Source organism: Streptomyces sp. NPDC001339, assembly GCF_042895955.1.
GTDB lineage: Bacteria > Actinomycetota > Actinomycetes > Streptomycetales > Streptomycetaceae > Streptomyces.
On sequence record NZ_JBIAWT010000005.1, the window covers coordinates 220,946 to 237,011 of the forward strand.

At 69.7% G+C, this 16,066-nt stretch carries 14 protein-coding genes; 7 read left to right on the forward strand and 7 right to left on the reverse strand.

Annotated features, from left to right (window positions below; translation table 11 throughout):
* Positions 1 to 170 precede the first annotated feature (170 nt).
* Genes ACFY12_RS16400 through ACFY12_RS16410 form a run of 3 tightly spaced genes read right to left on the reverse strand, consistent with a single transcriptional unit; the run spans position 171 to position 2,700 of the window.
* The gene (locus tag ACFY12_RS16400; protein WP_390716444.1) at positions 171 to 1,394 is read right to left on the reverse strand and encodes a methyltransferase domain-containing protein; all 1,224 of its coding nucleotides are present in this window, start codon (positions 1,392 to 1,394) and stop codon (positions 171 to 173) included.
* Positions 1,391 to 2,359: an ATP-grasp ribosomal peptide maturase gene (gene tgmB / locus ACFY12_RS16405; RefSeq protein ID WP_390716445.1), complete on the reverse strand. Its 969-nt coding sequence runs from the start codon at positions 2,357 to 2,359 to the stop codon at positions 1,391 to 1,393. The genes ACFY12_RS16400 and tgmB overlap by 4 nt, the downstream gene beginning before the upstream one ends.
* Positions 2,359 to 2,700, reverse strand: coding sequence for a hypothetical protein (locus tag ACFY12_RS16410; RefSeq protein WP_390716446.1), 342 nt, complete (start codon positions 2,698 to 2,700; stop codon positions 2,359 to 2,361). The genes tgmB and ACFY12_RS16410 overlap by 1 nt, the downstream gene beginning before the upstream one ends.
* A gap of 76 nt (positions 2,701 to 2,776) precedes the next feature.
* Between ACFY12_RS16410 and ACFY12_RS16415 the strand changes: the two genes are divergently transcribed.
* Together ACFY12_RS16415 and ACFY12_RS16420 are read left to right on the forward strand one after the other, a co-directional pair.
* Positions 2,777 to 3,079: a hypothetical protein gene (locus tag ACFY12_RS16415; RefSeq protein ID WP_390716447.1), complete on the forward strand. Its 303-nt coding sequence runs from the start codon at positions 2,777 to 2,779 to the stop codon at positions 3,077 to 3,079.
* A 228-nt stretch (positions 3,080 to 3,307) separates the two neighbouring features.
* A complete protein-coding gene (locus tag ACFY12_RS16420; protein WP_390716448.1) occupies positions 3,308 to 4,468 on the forward strand; it encodes a helix-turn-helix domain-containing protein in 1,161 nt (386 codons plus the stop codon).
* A 6-nt stretch (positions 4,469 to 4,474) separates the two neighbouring features.
* Here ACFY12_RS16420 and ACFY12_RS16425 read toward each other — a convergent pair whose 3' ends face one another.
* Positions 4,475 to 5,146 (reverse strand): flavin reductase family protein, encoded by a 672-nt coding sequence (locus ACFY12_RS16425; protein WP_390716449.1) that lies wholly within the window; start codon positions 5,144 to 5,146, stop codon positions 4,475 to 4,477.
* A gap of 200 nt (positions 5,147 to 5,346) precedes the next feature.
* On the opposite strand from ACFY12_RS16425, the gene ACFY12_RS16430 reads away from it, so the two are divergent.
* A complete protein-coding gene (locus ACFY12_RS16430) occupies positions 5,347 to 5,937 on the forward strand; it encodes an RNA polymerase sigma factor (protein WP_390716450.1) in 591 nt (196 codons plus the stop codon).
* A gap of 8 nt (positions 5,938 to 5,945) precedes the next feature.
* The gene (locus ACFY12_RS16435) at positions 5,946 to 6,635 is read left to right on the forward strand and encodes a hypothetical protein (RefSeq protein WP_390716451.1); all 690 of its coding nucleotides are present in this window, start codon (positions 5,946 to 5,948) and stop codon (positions 6,633 to 6,635) included.
* A 115-nt stretch (positions 6,636 to 6,750) separates the two neighbouring features.
* On the opposite strand, the gene ACFY12_RS16440 is transcribed toward ACFY12_RS16435, so the two are convergent.
* Entirely contained in the window at positions 6,751 to 7,623 is an 873-nt protein-coding gene (locus tag ACFY12_RS16440; protein ID WP_390716452.1) for an enoyl-CoA hydratase/isomerase family protein, read from the reverse strand.
* 181 nt (positions 7,624 to 7,804) lie between these two features.
* Complete coding sequence (locus ACFY12_RS16445; protein ID WP_390716453.1) at positions 7,805 to 10,078, reverse strand: acetate--CoA ligase family protein; 2,274 nt, start codon at positions 10,076 to 10,078, stop codon at positions 7,805 to 7,807.
* A gap of 170 nt (positions 10,079 to 10,248) precedes the next feature.
* On the opposite strand from ACFY12_RS16445, the gene ACFY12_RS16450 reads away from it, so the two are divergent.
* Positions 10,249 to 10,818 (forward strand): Zn-ribbon domain-containing OB-fold protein, encoded by a 570-nt coding sequence (locus ACFY12_RS16450; protein WP_390716454.1) that lies wholly within the window; start codon positions 10,249 to 10,251, stop codon positions 10,816 to 10,818.
* A 61-nt stretch (positions 10,819 to 10,879) separates the two neighbouring features.
* Positions 10,880 to 11,368 carry a GNAT family N-acetyltransferase gene (locus tag ACFY12_RS16455; protein WP_390716455.1) on the forward strand — a complete coding sequence of 163 codons (489 nt, stop codon included), beginning with the start codon at positions 10,880 to 10,882 and terminating at the stop codon, positions 11,366 to 11,368.
* 91 nt (positions 11,369 to 11,459) lie between these two features.
* Here the strand turns inward: ACFY12_RS16455 and ACFY12_RS16460 are convergent, their stop codons facing one another.
* Positions 11,460 to 12,677, reverse strand: coding sequence for an amidohydrolase family protein (locus tag ACFY12_RS16460; protein ID WP_390716808.1), 1,218 nt, complete (start codon positions 12,675 to 12,677; stop codon positions 11,460 to 11,462).
* A gap of 349 nt (positions 12,678 to 13,026) precedes the next feature.
* On the opposite strand from ACFY12_RS16460, the gene ACFY12_RS16465 reads away from it, so the two are divergent.
* A complete protein-coding gene (locus ACFY12_RS16465) occupies positions 13,027 to 15,960 on the forward strand; it encodes a BTAD domain-containing putative transcriptional regulator (protein WP_390716456.1) in 2,934 nt (977 codons plus the stop codon).
* The last annotated feature ends 106 nt before the right edge of the window (positions 15,961 to 16,066 follow it).

Here is a 16,066-nt window from a genome sequence, read left to right on the forward strand (position 1 = left end):
TGCCGTCCGTCGTGTGGTGTTCCGAGTAGCTGATCACGCGTACTCGTGGTACGGACGGCCAGGCTCTGGGCACTCGCATACCATCCCGGCGGATCAACCTTGACGCGTCCGGGAAAGGAGCATCTCCAGTCGTCGCCACGCTGGTGAAGCGGCGGTGACATTGGCGTTCCTCATCCCTCCCCGTCTTCCCGGCCTGCCCCGACCTCGACTCCAGGGCCCCGCAACCTCCACCGGTGGACTTGCCCGCCCGGGGCGGTATACCTCACGGTCTGCTCTTTCGCGGTGGCCTCGATGGTGAACCACTCACGGCGGGGCCGGTTGAGCCGCTGCCACAGTTGGTGGGCGGTTTCGATCGGCTGCCACAGGTCGCGCGCTCCGGTGGAGGTGACCAGCGGCGGGCCTTCGGGCATGTCGTCGATACGGGTGGCCGAGCCGTCGGCGGGGTCGTAGAGGGTTGTGACGTGGAGCCCGTCGGCGTTCCGCCCGTAGGAACGGACGAGGCCAGGCGGCATGTGAAGCTGGGCGAAGAAAGAGAACGACCAGTCGTCCAGCACCCGCGCAGAGAGTCCGGAATCCGCGCACGGGCCGTCCGGGACGACGGGCACCTGCGCAGGGGCTTCCGAGTCGCTGAGGAGCGGCATGAACGCGGCCGGCGTGTGCAGGATGTAGCCGGTGGCCGAGCCGTCGGGCAGCTTCGTGAGCCGGGCGACCATCCCCCCGGCGAGGGTGCCTTTGAGAGGGACGACCATGATGCCGCCGGGGCGCAGGCGCGTCAGCCACTCGGGCGGGATACGGCGTACGGACGCGGTGGCGATGATCCGGTCGTACCTCGCGTCTGCGGGGAAGTCACGGGCACCGTCACCGCGGATGACGAGGGGGGCCAGGCCGATGGCGTTGAGCCGGGCGTGGGCCTTGGCCGTGAGGGGCTCGGAGCGGTCGATGGTCGTCACGTGCTTGTCCCCGACGAGGAAGGAGAGCACGCCGGCGTTGTACCCCGTGCCGGTACCGGCTTCGTAGACCTCGTCCCCCTCGTTCACGTCGAGGGCGTCGAGCATGTCCGCCATGAGGCTCGGCGCCGTCGAGGACGACGTAGGGATGCCGGTCAGCCCCTCAGGGGCCGCGTCCTCGGCGTGGACGCCGTCGACTTCGGTGATGAGGGAGTCATCCGCGTATACGGAGTTGAGCCAAGCGTCCGCATCGCTGTCGGTGATGCGCCAAGGAATAAACCGTTCCCCGTCGCGGCGGTAGAAGACGGGCACGAAGGGGTGCCGGGGGACGTTGAGGAAGGCGCCCGCCAGGCGCGAGGACAGCACCACGCTTCCGCGGTCGATCTGCTGCGTGAGGGAGACGCGGGCGGCGAGGAGACGCTGTTCGTCGCCGAGGATGTTCGTCACTGGCCATTTCCTTCCAAGTAGTCGCAGATCGCGGCCGTGATCGGCAGTCCGGTCGCCTGCTCGATGAACCCGTACTGTCCGCTCGGGTTGACTTCCAAGAATCGCCAGATCCCCTCTGGAGTTACCACGAAGTCGAAGGCGCCGTACGAAAGCCCGAGTCGGTCGAGCATCCGCAGGACTCCGGCCGCTACGTCGGGCGGCGGCTCACACACCCTGTAGGTATGGCTGTCGTAGTCGCTGCGCCAGTCGACGCGGCCTGCCTCGGAATCGGCGTGGATCTCGGCCGCGAAGACTTGCCTGCCGATCGCGGTCAGCCGCACCTCGTACGCCTTGGGCACCCACTCCTGGAACAGGTGGGCAGTGGTGGCGATGTCCGGGTGTGGCAGGTCGTCGGGATCGACGATGTTCGCGTATACAGCGACGGTCTGCCCGTGCACGGTGCCGCGTACGTGAAAGAACGGCTTGTACACGATGGGTCCGCCGATCACTTCGGCGAACTTCCGCGCCGCGTTCGGGTCGTTCGTGATCAGCGTTCGGGGAACGCTCAGCCCCGCCTCCGCGGCGACGCGTAGTTGCAGAGGCTTGTACTCGGCATCGGCCGCCTTCCCTGGTGGCGGAAGCCAGCGGCACGGCAGGGCAGACAGCAGACCCCCGAACCCCCATCGGGCTTCGGTCTCGGCGACCTTGCGCGCCTCGGGAGACATCTGCCCGGGGAACTTTGGACGAGTGGGGCGGCGGTAGTAGACGGAACGGACCGACGCGAGGTCGAGCGTGCGACGGTCGTTGATCAGCGTGCCGTGCCAGCGGTCCCCGCTGAGGCTCGCGGCGAGCGTGAGCCTCAGCGGGAACTCGGCCATATCTGCCCGAAAGACGGGAACGGCACGCCGGTTCAGTTCCTCAACCACCAGATCGCAGGTCGGATCGAAGCGACCCGCCAGGATGAGAACCTGTCCGGCGTCTGTCATCAGTCGTCGCTTGGTCCAGGGTCGTCCGGCGCGTCCATTTGGCCCGAAGGCTGCGTGGGACCGTAGGTCTTAGGCGGGTTCTTGGTCATGTAGACGCCAGGTGGCAGGCCCTCGTAGGTACCCGTCTGCGTGTCCTCGTCGTACTCGACATCGCTCGGCAGGATGCCGCCCGTGGCCGAGACGGGCACCAGGAAACGGAACGCGAAGGGCGACGGGCCGTCGCCCCCGGTCAGCTCCGGCAGGACTGTGGCGCCATCGGTGCTCAGCGGCAACCGCAGTTCCGGAACGTCGAGCGCCAAGCCGACGGGGCGACGCTCTTCAAGCGCTTTGGTCTTGGGCATTGCTTCCCCTTTCTCGGAGTTCTCTCTGGATGGTTCAACCGCATGCCTCCGCAGGAAGCCGCGGCTCATCGGCATCGTGGTCGCTGTGGTCGTCAGGGCCGTCGTCGGGTGTGGCCAGACGTGCTCCCCGGCTCTTTGCAACCCGGTGAACATCGACGAGCGACTCAAGCAACTTGACACTGGTGAGATGGAGTTCGCCAGGAGTCCATGCCTTGCTGTCAAGGAGACGGCGCGCCTCTTCCATGAGGTCGGCGGCTGTGTCGAGCTGTTCCTCCTCCATCTGGTCGGCGAGGCGGGATACCTACCCGGTCCTGTCCCCCGTCAGGTAGCACGGCTTGCCGTCGAGGCTCGACCACGGCAGCAGCCGCGCGATATCTGAGGGTCCCATTACGCCGGAACCCCCACGCCGCGGTGCGCTTCGATGAGTCGGGCGAGACAGTGCGGCAAGTTGACGCTCCTCTCCAGCGTTGGCCGTGCCCTGGGCTGCATGCAGCGCAGTCGCAGGGCCCATCTGTCTCACCATCCTTGTCGCAGGGAACCCAGGCCCGGGAGTTGACTGCCGTTGACGGCTATCCTGGAAGGCCACGGTCAACACCAGGGGAAGCACATGAGTGCAGACTTCGGGACCAGGCTTCGCGAACTCCTTGCGGACAGCGGATCCAGCTTGCGGGCCACTGCGCGCGCCCTCAACTACGACGTGGCCTATCTGTCTCGCGTCACCAACGGCCGTCAACGCCCTTCTCGGCAGATGGCCGAAGCATTGGACGAATTCCTTCAAACTGACGGAGAATTCGTAGAGTTAGTCAAACCGAAGGCCATGCGCCTGCCCTCGGATGAGCCGTCCGCAACGATCTCGGATATCACGCACATGAAGAGCAGTGCGGCATATCTCCTCAGTCACGCTGACCGGTACGGGGCGGATACTGTCGCACCGGCGGCAGTTCAGATCTGGCGGACGGCGCAACGCAAGCTGGACGCAGGAGAGGTCCCGGAGAGGGAGCAGCGAGGTTATCTGTCGGCTGTTTCCGAGGCGGCCGAGGTCGCGGGGTGGCTCCTCTTCGATGCCGGTGAACGCGAGGCCGCCCGGCAGGCATTCCTCGAATCACACATACTGGCCCGTCATGCCGGTGACCGATCCATGCAGTGGTTCGCTCTCGACATGCTGGCCATGCTCGACAACGAATGCGGGCGCCCTGGTGAGGCCGGGCGTATCTCCGAAGAAGTCTTGTCTCAGGGCCGGATTCCTCCGCGCGTGGCAACCTTGGCGCTGATCAGACGCGGCGGAGCCCGTGCTCGGATGGGAGACCGTCAGCGAGCCATGGCCGACTTTGACGCAGCACGTGGCGGGCTCGAAGAGTCAGTGAGCCCGCGTGACCCCGAATGGGCATGGTGGGTCAATTACCGTGAGTTCACGGGGCATTCGGCGCATGCTCTCCTGATCCTCGGCGACGCAGGGGCGGCGATCCCCAAATTACACAGCGCTCTCGAAGTCGCCACACCTCGGGGCGTTATGTTCTATCGCGTGGGACTCCTGCACAGCTATGCGCGAGCAAAGGCATGGAGTGACGCAGAGGAGGAGATCCACCAGATTTCAGCTCTCCTCGACACCATCCGCTCAGGGAGGAACCGCCTTCTGCTGCGAGAGGCGCTACGGGTTGTCGAGCGCAGTCCTGGGGTGCCCGCAGGGTTGGCGGCCCTCGCCACATATTCGATTGCCGCGATCGGTTGTGGAGCGCGTTCCGCGGAGTGTAGGAGGGACTGCAAGTAGCGGGGGTTACTGGGCGAAGTGTCCGAAGGTGCCCCGGTGGAAGAGGAGGGGGCCGGTTTCGGCGGCGGTCGGGTCGGTGCCCAGGGTGGCTACGCGGCCGACGACGATGAGGTGGTCGCCCCCGGTATGCACGGCGTGGATCGTGCAGTCGATCCAGGCGGGGACGTCCGGGAGGCGTGGTGAGCCGGTGGCCGGTGCGGGCTGATAGGAGACACCGGCGAACTTGTCGGCGCCGCTGACGGCGAAGGTGCGGCAGAGGCTGCCCTGACCGGCGCCGAGGATGTTGACGCAGAAGACGCCCGCGCGGGCGATCCGCGGCCAGGTGGTCGAGGTGCGCGCCACCATGAACGCCACCAGGGGCGGGTCGAGGGAGAGGGAGACGAAGGACTGGCAGGTGAAGCCGGCCGGGCCGGGATCGCCCGGGCCGCCGGACTCTCCGGGGGACGTGATGATCGTGACGCTGCTCGCGAAGTGGCCCAGGACCGCGCGGAATTCGGCCGGGTCCAACGGGGCGCGTTCGTCCGGGGCGCGTTCGTCGTCGCGTACGGCACGCAGGGCGGGGCGGGGGAGGGGTGTGGCGGACGTGGCGGGTGTGGCCGCCGTGGTCGGTGCACCGACGGAGCGCAGGTACCGCACGGCCGTGGCCGCCATTCCGGCGTGTCCCATCATGCCGTTCATTGAATCTGATGGGGAGTCAGGTGGGAAGGGTCGGAGCGTATCGGGTGCGCGGCCACCCGGACGTGTGGTTTACCTGGTAGGTAGCTGATCTAAGGGGGACGCGTGGGGAATTGGGGAAGGGGATTCCCGATTGCGGGGCGTCCGCATGGGTAGCGTCCACCACGGCCGCGTCCGTAGCAGAGCACGGGGGAGTCCGGTACATGGCCGATGCGACACCGTCACCCGATTCGTCCAGCGCGTCGCCCACCTTCGACGAGGTCTTCTGCGGGCTGTTGCCCAGGCTCTACCGAAGGGCGGTGATGCTGGCCGGTTCACGACAGTCCGCGGAGGATGTGGTGCACGAGGCGTACCTCAGACTCGCTGCCCGGCCGCACCGCTTCCTCGCCCATCCGGAGCCGTACGCCTACGCCTTCACCGCGGTCCTCAACGTCGCCCGGGACGCCTACCGCAAAGACCGGCGTCAGGTGCTGGTCGACAGGATGGAGGGCGTCGAGGAGGGCGGGGCGGGCGGCCGCCCCGGGGCCGGGGCCAGGGCCGATGGGTGGGACGGTGGCTGGGACGGCGGGGTGGAGCGGCGGCACGCCGAGATCGAAGCGGTGCGCCTGTTAGGGCGGTTGTCGCACCGGCAGGCCGGCATGGTGATCCTCGTCGACCTCGACGGCTACACCATCGACCAGGCCGCCAAGATCATGAAGGTGCACCGGGGCACCGCCGCCCGGCATCGCGCCCGCGCGCTGGACAGGTTGCGCGCGTACCTCATTGAATCGGAGTACGGGCAGGCCGGGAGGTGAGCGGCACGGTGGGTGTGGGTTCACGGTACGGCGGCGGGGCCGCGGGCAGCGGTGGCCGGGGCTTCGGTGGTGGCCGGGATTTCGGTGGTGGCCGGGATTTCGGTGGTGGCCGGGGCGGTGGCGGCGAAGACGATGCCGAGGCGCTGCTGCGCGCCCGGCTGCGGCTCGCGGACGAACAGATCGAGACACCGCCGGGCCTCTGGGAACGCATCAAGGAGACCGGCGGTGAGGCTGCGCCGGCGAGGGCGGCGGTCGCACCGGCGCGCAGACGGCCGTTCGCGGTCGCGCTCGTGGTCGCCGCCGCGGTCGTCGCGGTGGGGCTGGGGGGGTGGTGGCTGGTGCGCCCCGGATCGGTCGGTCTGGAGCCCGCCGGACCGACGCCGACGGTGAAGATCACGGTCTACAACAGCGAGCAGGCCTGCCGTAGCGGCCGCTCCCTGGAGTGCGCGCTACGACTGGCGAAGGACCCGCACGCCGAGTACGCCGCGGACAGTAACTCCGCCGGACGGGTCTGGCACGGCGACGAGCTGGCCGCGCGCTGCGTCGTCACCGACGGGCAGATGGTCCGCGACGAGGCGGGGATCACCTCCACCCGCTGGTATCTGGTCACCAGCGGGCAGGGTGTGCAGGGGTGGCTGCCCGGGGTGCGGACCCGCAATACGCGTGAGGTGCCGGTGTGCCCCGGTGACGTGCAGTAGGTGCGCACGGATGCGCTGGATGCGCTGGATGCGGTGAATGCGCTGGATGTGGTGAATGTGGTGGATGCGGTGGAGGTGGCGGAGGTGGCGTGGCTCTGTCAGTGGTGATGTGGCGTCATCGGCCCCGGTACGTCGGTCTGCGTCGTTCCACGAAGGAGGCGATGCCTTCCCTCGCGTCCTCGGTCGTCATGATGATCTCCTGAGCCGTGGCCTCGGCGGCGAAGGCCGTACCGCGGTCGGACTCCAGCGAGACGTTGACCAGCTGCTTCGTCAAGGCCAGGGCGCGGGTTGGGGCAGTCGCCAGCCGGTTGGCCCACTCCTGGGCCGTACGCCCCAACTCGCCATCTGGAACGACCCTGTTGACCAGTCCTAGCCGCTCGGCCTCGGTGGCCGGTACGGCGTCGCCGAAGAACATCAGCTCCTTCGCGCGTTGCGGGCCGATCAGCCGGGGCAGGAGGTAGGCGCCGCCGCCGTCGGGAACCAGTCCACGACGGACGAACACCTCGATGAAACGGGCCGATTCGGCGGCCAGCACCAGATCGCAGGCGAAGGCGAGATGGGCGCCGAGCCCGGCCGCGGTGCCGTTGACGGCGGCGATGACCGGTTTCTCGCAGTCCAGCACCGCGGCTATGAACCGCTGGGCGCCGCGCCGGATCATCCGCGCGACATCGCCGGCGACCCGTTCGCCCGCCTTTGGCGCATCACGTAGATCGGCACCGGAACAGAAGGCTTTGCCGGTCGCGGTGATGACAACCACCCGTACGTCCGGGTCGGCGGAGGCGTCCGCGAGCCGGGCGATGAGGCGTTCTCGCTGGTCCCAGGTGAGGGCGTTGAGGGCTTCGGGGCGGTTGAGGGTGATCCACGCGACGCCGTTGTCAGTGGTGTGCAGTATCAATGAATCGGCGTGACCGGCCGTGCCGTTGGGCCCGGCGGGGGACGTGGAACGAGGAGTGTCAGGAGTATCAGGGGACGGGGAGGGCGTCGTCATGGCGGAGCAACTCCAGGAAGTGGGAGTGCGGCCGAAGGCGCGGTACGTGCCCGGGCGGCTGCTTGGGCGGCGGCTCGTACTGTGGCTCGGGCGGCTGTTCCGGGGGCCGCGCGGGAGGCTGCCCGGGCACCGCTCGCGCCCAACGGCGGACGGCGAGTGCCACTCAATGGGCGAGTGCCGCTCAATGGCAGACGGCGAGTGCGTCGAGGGCCACCGCGCCCTGTCCGCGCGGCAGCACAACGAGCGGATTGATGTCCAACTCGGCGAGTTCACCGCCCATTTCGAGGGCCATCCGCTGCACGCGCAGGACGACCTCGACGAGCGCGTCCACATCCGCGGGCGGCGCGCCGCGTACGCCGTCCAGCAGGGCGCGGCCGCGCAGCTCGTCCAGCATCGCGCGCGCCTGGTCCTCCCCGAACGGCGGTACGCCCACGACGACGTCCCTGAGGACCTCCACGAGGATTCCGCCGAGGCCGACGGTCACGGTCGGTCCGAAGAGGCTGTCGTGGGTGACGCCGACGACCGTCTCGACGCCCCGCTCGATCATCTGGCAGACCAGGATGCCGTCCAGCGGGATGTCCTCGTAGCGGGCGATGTCGGTGAGCTCGCGGTAGGCGTCCCGGACCTGGCTGGCCGAGGTCAGACCGACCTTGACCAGGCCGAGTTCCGTCTTGTGCGCCAGCTGCGGCCCGGAAGCCTTCATGACGACGGGGTAGCCGACCAGGCTCGCCGCCCGTACGGCGGCCGCCGCGCTGGCCACCAGCTGTTCGCGCGGGACGCGGATGCCGTAGGCGCGCAACAGCTGCTTCGCCGCGTGTTCGCTGAGCTGCTGGCCGGGGCGCATCAGGGCCTGTGCCTTGCGGGCGGAGGGGGACGTGATGCGTGGGGCGTCGTCGAAGGGGGAGCGGTAGCCGTCGGTGAAGCGGTGGTGGTCGAGGTAGGCCCGGACCGCGGTGATGCAGTTGGCAAAGGTACGGAAGGTCGCCACCCGCGTGGAGCCGAGCAGGGTGCTGCGGTAGGCGTCCTCGGTGCCGACCGGCGAGCCCCAGACCACGCACACCAGCTTGTCGGTCCGCTCCGCCGCCGCCACGAGATCCTCGGCGAGCCGGTCGCTCATCGGCGGGAAGGGGCCGGTGATCGGGCAGATCAGCACGCCGATGGCCGGGTCGGCCAGGATCGCGTCGATGATCTTGCGGCCGCGCCAGTCGCCGACCGGATGCCCGCCGTTGTCGACCGGATTGGCGACGCTGAGATAGTCCGGTATCCACTGGTGCAGTTCGGCCTGTTTGGCGTCGTCGAGGGTGGGCAGCCGCAGCCCGGCCGCCGCCGCGAGGTCGGCGAAGTGGGCGCCCGTGCCGCCGGAGATCGAATACACGGCGATGCCCTCGGCGGTGGGCCGCTTGGCGCGGGCCAGCAGGGCGGCGGTGTCCTGCAGCTCGTCGAGCCCGTCCACCCGGATCACGCCGAACTGCCGCATCGCGGCGTCCACGACCTCGTCCGCGCCGGTCAGCTTGCCGGTGTGCGAGGCGGCCATCCGGGCACCGGTCGCGGTACGGCCGACCTTGACGGCGACGACGGGCACCTTGTTGCGGGCCGCGCGGTCGGCGGCGAGCAGAAAGGCGCGGCCGTCCTTGAGGCCTTCCACATATGCGGCGATCGCGCCGACCTCGGGGCGCGTGGCGAAGTAGGAGACGAAGTCGGCGGTCTCCAGATCGGCTTCGTTGCCGGTGGGAGCCCAGTGGGAGAGGCGGATGCCCAGCTGCTGAAGGGTGAAGACGGGGCGGCCCTGGTGGCCTGACTGCGTGATCAGGGCGATGGCCGGTCCTTCGAGATCCTCACGGAACTCCTCGAAGGCGTTGAGATTGGTGTTCGGACCGAGCAGCCGCAGCCCGGAGCGCCCGACCGCCTCGGCCAGCCGGGCCTGGGCGGCTGCGCCCCGCTCACCGGTCTCGGCGAAGCCGGAGGCGAAGACCACCGCGAACTTCACCTTGGTAGCGGCGAGTTGCTCGATGACCGGCAGTGGATCGCCGACCAGCAGGACGGCAAGGTCGACCGGTTCGGGCAGATCGGCGACGGTGGCGTGACAGGGCAGGCCGAAGACCTCGCCACGGCCAGGATTGACGGGGTGGAGCCGGGCACCGACCCGTTCCGCCCAGGCGATGAGCCGACGGGTGATACCGGTGTTGGGGCGGCCTTCGGCATCCGAGGCACCGATCACCGCCACCGACTCGGGCTGGAAGAACCGGTCCAGATCGGGCACCGGGGCATGCAGCGGCCGACCGCTGACATCCAGATCGGCCACTGCGCCGGCGTTCTGCTCGCGGTCGCCGTCGTGCCGCTGATGCTGCTGCTGTGCACTCATGCCGTGAACGGTGTGTGGTGGCCGCTCCCCACAGGCCACGATGCGGGCCGGCCGGGAGTGCGTGGTGAGGGTGCCGTACGTCGATCCGAGCATCGCAGACGCCACTCCTGTGTGAGAGCTCTCGTTACCTGCCGTGCGTACCTGCCCTGACGCTAGGGTGTTCTGACGCTGTGTCAGGTTACCGAAGAGGTATCACCTCAGGAATGGGCCTGCAGGGGAAAGCGCGGGGCGGGGGATCGTCCCGGAGAAGGGAGGCGGGCGAGATGCGGAACGCGCGATTCGATCTGCCGGAGGTGGATGCCTTCACGCGGCCGTACTGGGAGGCGGCGGCCGAGGGGAAGTTGCTCCTGCGCCGCTGCCGGGCCGCGGGGTGCGGCGCGGCCCATCACTACCCGCGTGAATTCTGCCCGTACTGCTGGAGCGAGGATGTCGTCTGGGAGCCGGCCAGCGGCCGCGCCACCCTCTATACGTGGTCGGTCGTGCACCGTAACGACCTGTCCCCGTTCGGCGACCGGGTGCCCTATGTCGCGGCCGTGGTCGATCTCGCCGAGGGGCCGCGGATGATGACCGAGATCACGGATTGCGCGCCGGCGGAGTTACGGATCGGGATGCCGCTCATGGTGCGGTTCCGCGTCGTGGCGCTCGGCGCGGAGAAGGCGGAGAAGCTGGAGAAGCCGGGGAAGGCGGGGAAGGCGGGGAAGGCGGAGAAGGCGGAGAAGGCGGAGAAGGCTGACACCGCCGCCGCCGCCGCCGCCGATGCCGATGCCGATGCCGATGCCGACGTCGACGTCGACCACTTCGCCATCCCCGTCTTCGGCCCCGGAGCCGCATAGCAGCGGGCCGACCGGTGCATATTCAGTGGTGGCCCGCTCTCGGCGACGCCATCCTGTGGACATGCTGATCCGTGAGGCAACCGCGTCCGACTGGCCCGCCATCTGGCCCTTCTTCCATGCAGTCGTCGCAGCCGGTGAAACGTATGCCTACCCTCGCGACCTCGACGAGGCGGGAGGCCGGGAGATCTGGATGCAGGATCCGCCCGGCCGTACGTTCGTCGCCGTCGACGAGTCCGGGACGGTGCTGGGCACGGCCAAGATGAATCCGAACCACATGGGCGGTGCCGCGCATATCGCCAATGCCAGCTTCATGGTCGACCCGCGGCATCATGGGCGCGGTGTCGGGCGGGCCCTGGGCGAGTACGTGCTGGACCGGGCCCGCGCCGAGGGCTATCGGGCGATGCAGTTCAACGCCGTGGTGGAGACCAACACGGGTGCCGTCGCCCTCTGGGAGTCCCTGGGGTTCGCGATCATGACGACCCTCCCCGAGGGCTTCCATCACCCCACCAAGGGCTACGTGGGCCTGCACATCATGTACCGGCGACTGTGAACTGATCTTCCCCCTCCCGCCACCCCCTGCTCCTCAGCCCTCACCTCCCCCACCGCACTGCACCCCACCCCACCGCACTGCACCCCACCCCTCACCCGCCCCAGAGGCCCTCTTCCGTCAGGCCCAGCAGGTCGATCGCGTTGCCGCGGACGATGCGTTCGACCACGTCCGGGGCGAGGTGGCCCATCTGGGACTCGGCGACCGCTCTCGACCGCGGCCAGGTGGAGTCGGAGTGCGGGTAGTCGGTCTCGTAGAGGACGTTGCCGACACCGATCGCGTCGAGGCTCCTCAGGCCGAAGGCGTCGTCGAAGAAGCAGCCGTGGACATGCTCGGCGAAGAGTTCGGACGGAGGGCGGAGGACCTTCTCCGCGACGCCGCCCCAGGCGCGGTTCTCCTCCCAGACCACGTCGGCACGTTCGAGGATGTACGGGATCCAGCCGATCTGGCCCTCCGCGTACATGATCTTCAGGTGGGGGAAGCGCTCGAAGACGCCGCTCAGCAGCCAGTCCGTCATCGAGAAGCAGCAGTTGGCGAAGGTGAGCGTGGAGCCGACGGCGGGCGGGGCGTCGGGCGAGGTGGACGGCATCGTCGACGAGGAGCCGATGTGCATGGCGATGACCGTGCCGGTCTCGTCGCAGGCGCGCAGGAAGGGGTCCCAGCGGTCGGTGTGGATGCTGGGAAGGCCCAGGCGGGGCGGTATTTCGCTGAAGCAGACCGCCCGTACGCCACGGGCCGCGTTACGGCGCACCTCCGCCGCCGCCAGCTCCGCGTCCCACAGGGGGATGAGGGTGAGGGGGATCAGCCGGCCCCGCGCCTCGGGACCGCACCACTCCTCCACCATCCAGTCGTTGTACGCACGCACTCCCAGCAGGCCCAGTGCGCGGTCCTTGGCCTCGGTGAACGTCTGGCCGCAGAAGCGGGGGAAGGTGGGGAAGCAGAGGGCGGACCGGACGTGGTTGAGGTCCATGTCGGCCAGGCGGTCGGGGACCGAGTACGAGCCGGGGCGCATCTGTTCGTAGGTGATGCCCTCCAGCCTGATGTCGTCACGGGGGCAGCCGACGGCGGTGTCGAGGCGGGTGAGCGGGCGGCGCAGATCCTCGTAGACCCACCAGTCGGCCATCGGCCCGTCATCTTCGGTGGTGCCCATCTTTGGGGTGAATGTGCCGCCCACGAAGGTGATTTCTTTGACCGGGGCGCGGACGATCCGCGGGCCGGTGTCCCGGTACTGCGACGGGAGCCGGTCCTGCCAGACGCCGGGGGGCTCCACCGTGTGGTCGTCCACCGAGATGATCTCGGGGAAGGGGCGCATGGCTTCTCGGGCGTGCGGGACTTCCGTGGTTGCCATGGCCTCCGCGGCCTCCGCGGTCTCCATGGTCTCCGTGGTCTCCATGGCAAGTAAGGTAGCGAGAATCTGACGGTGCGTCAGTAGCCGGTGCGCGGATGGCCGTCTGACCAGGGGCGTACGGAGGCGGACACTCCGCGCCCCCTCTGTGAGCCGCTCCGTCTCCGTCCCCAAAGGCCGAGGAGGCTTTGTGCACGGTCCCGACCCCTACTGACGGAAGGGCCCGCAACAAGGCAGACTGGCCGTTGCACACAGCGAGAAGATGTGTACCGCGCGGTTATCTGGCACAGGCATCTGGCACAGGCAGGGGGACACCATGGACGACGGTCCGGGGCGGGAGCGGCTCCGCTTCACCGTGCTCGGTCCCGTACGGGCCTGGCGCGGCGCAACGCCGTTGGCGGCGGGCTCCCCGCAGCAGCGGGCGCTGCTCGCGGCACTGCTGCTGCGCGGCGGGCGTACCGCCACCGCGTCCGAGCTGGTGGACGCCCTGTGGGGCGACACCCCGCCGCATGCCGCACTCGCCGCGCTGCGCACCTACGCCTCCCGGCTCCGTAAAGCGCTCGGCCCGGATGCCGATGTGCTGGTCAGCGAGGCCGGAGGCTATGCGATCCGGTCGGCGGACGGCCCCCTGGCCCTGGACCACGACCACGCCGAGCAGTACGCCGCCGAGGCGGAGAAGGCCAAGGCCGCCGGCGACCGCGGCCGGGCCCGCGGACTCCTCGACAAGGCGCTGGCGCTGTGGGACGGCGAGCCGCTCGCCGGCCTCCCCGGCCCGTACGCCGAGACCCAGCGGACGCGCCTGGAGGAGTGGTGGCTGTCCCTCACGGAGAGCCGCCTCGAGCTCGACCTGGAGGCGGGCTGCCACGCCGACGCGGTGTCCGAGCTGACCGCGCTCACCGCCGCCCATCCGCTGGCCGAGCGACTACGCGAACTGCTCATGCTGGCGCTGTACCGCAGCGGCCGGCAGGCCGAGGCGCTGGCCGTCTACACCGACACCCGCCGGCTGCTCGCCGATGAGCTCGGTGTCGATCCCTGCGCCTCGCTCTCCGAGCTGCAGCAGCGCATCCTGCGGGCCGACCCGGAGCTGGACGCACCGACGGTCACCAGCCTGGACGCCGACCCCGCCGACCCCGTCGTCCCGCGCCCGCAGCAACTTCCGGCGACCGTCGCCGACTTCACTGGCCGTGCCGCCTTCGTCGCCGAACTCGGTGATCAGCTCGCCACCGCCGAGGGCAGCGTGATGGCCGTCTCGGCCCTCACCGGTATCGGCGGCGTCGGCAAGACCACCCTCGCCGTCCACGTCGCGCACGCCGCCCGCGACCACTTCCCCGACGGGCAGCTCTACGTCGACCTCCAGGGCGCCGGTCACAACCCCTCCGAGCCGGTGGCCGTCCTCGGTGCCTTCCTGCGCGCCCTGGGCACCCCGGACGCCTCCATCCCCGAGGGCCTGGCCGAGCGTTCGGCCCTCTTCCGCTCCACCCTCGCCGGCCGACGGGTGCTGGCGCTCCTGGACAACGCCCGGGACGCGGCACAGGTCCGGCCGCTTCTCCCCGGTACGGAAGGCTGCGCCGCGCTGATCACCAGCCGCGCGCGGATGATCGACCTGGCCGGTGCGCACCTCATCGACCTCGACGTGATGAGTCCGGAGGAGGCCCTGGCGCTCTTCACCCGCATCGTGGGCGAGGAGCGCGTCACCTCGGAGCGGCAGGCCGCCATGGCCGTCGTCGGTGCCTGCGGCTTCCTGCCGCTCGCCATCCGCATCGCCGCCTCCCGGCTCGCCGCGCGCCGTACGTGGACGGTCTCCACCCTGGCGCGCAAGCTCGCCGACGAACGCCGCAGGCTGGACGAGCTCCGGGCCGGCGACCTCGCCGTCAAGGCCACCTTCGAGCTGGGCTACAAGCAGCTGGAGCCCGCCCAGGCCCGCGCCTTCCGACTGCTGGGCCTGGCGGACGGCCCGGACATCTCGCTCGCGGCCGCAGCGGCCGTACTTGACATGGACATAGAGGAAACCGAGGAGCTCCTCGAATCCCTCGTGGACACCTCACTCCTGGAGTCCGCCGCCCCGGGCCGCTACCGCTACCACGACCTGGTACGCCTCTACGCGCGCGCCTGCGCCGAGCGCGACGAACACCCCCCGTCGGAACGGGACGCGGCGTTCTTCCGGCTACTGGACTTCTACCTGGCGACCGCGGCGTGCATGTACGCGCTGGAGCGTCCCGGTGACCGGCTCGTCGACCACATGGAGAGCACCAGCTACCCCGGCCTCGTCTTCGCCGACCGCGCCACGGCGCTGGAGTGGCTGTTCAGCGAGGCCGGGTGCCTGCTCGCCTGCGCACGGCAGTCCGGCGGCCCGGCGACCCTGCGACGCGCCGCCGACCTGCTGCTGCTCACCAAGGACCTGTCCGAGTCCGGCGCCGACGCGTTGCAGTACGAGCAGGCGAACATCGAGCTGCTTGCGGCGGCCCGGGAGGCCGGGGACCAGTACGCGGAGGCCCGGTTCCACCTCGCCCTCACCTACGCCCGTACGCTGTGGGGACGGCTCGACGAGGCCGATGAGAACGCCAAGTCCGCCATGCTGCTCGGACTCGTCTGCGAGGATCCGTTCGTCACGTCCTTCGCGCCCAACGACCGCGGGATCATCGCCAACGCCCAGCGCCGGCACGCCGACGCCGAGGGCTATCTCCGCCAGGCCCTCACCGCCTTCCGCGAGGATCGGAACCGCCAGTCCGAGGCGAGCGCGCTGTGCAACCTCTCCCGCGTCCACCTGGACACCGGGCGGGTGGACAGCGCCATCGAGCTGGCGGAGGAGGGCATCGCGATCTACCGCCGGCTGGGCGCCAGGCGGCGGCTCGCCAACGGCATGTACGCTCTCGCGCTCGCGTACACCCAGGCCATGCGCCTGGAGGAGGCCACCGAGCAACTGATGGCGGCGCTGGCCATCTTCAGGGACAGCCGGCAGCGCTTCTGGGAAGGGATGACCCACTTCCGGCTCGCCGAGGTCGAACTCGCCGCCCGCCGCCCCGCCACCGCCGCGAACCGTGCCGAGCAGGCGCTGACCGCGCTGCGCGGTATCGGCGGCGACTCCTGGCGCGCGACGATTCTCACCACCCTGGGGCAGGCCCTGCACCAGATCGGCCACACCGGGCGTGCCCGGGTGTGCTGGCAGGAGGCGCTGGCGACGTTTGAACGCCTGGGGTCCTCGGAAAGTATCGCTGTCCAGGCGCTTCTCTCGCCCACCGCGGTGGCGTAGGTGGCATAAGCGCGTTCGCCCGACAGGGCGACTCCGACGTTTATCGATCGTTCATCGCGTCGGGCCACTCTTATCAGCATCGAACCGCCGCCTCGGGGGGCAAGCG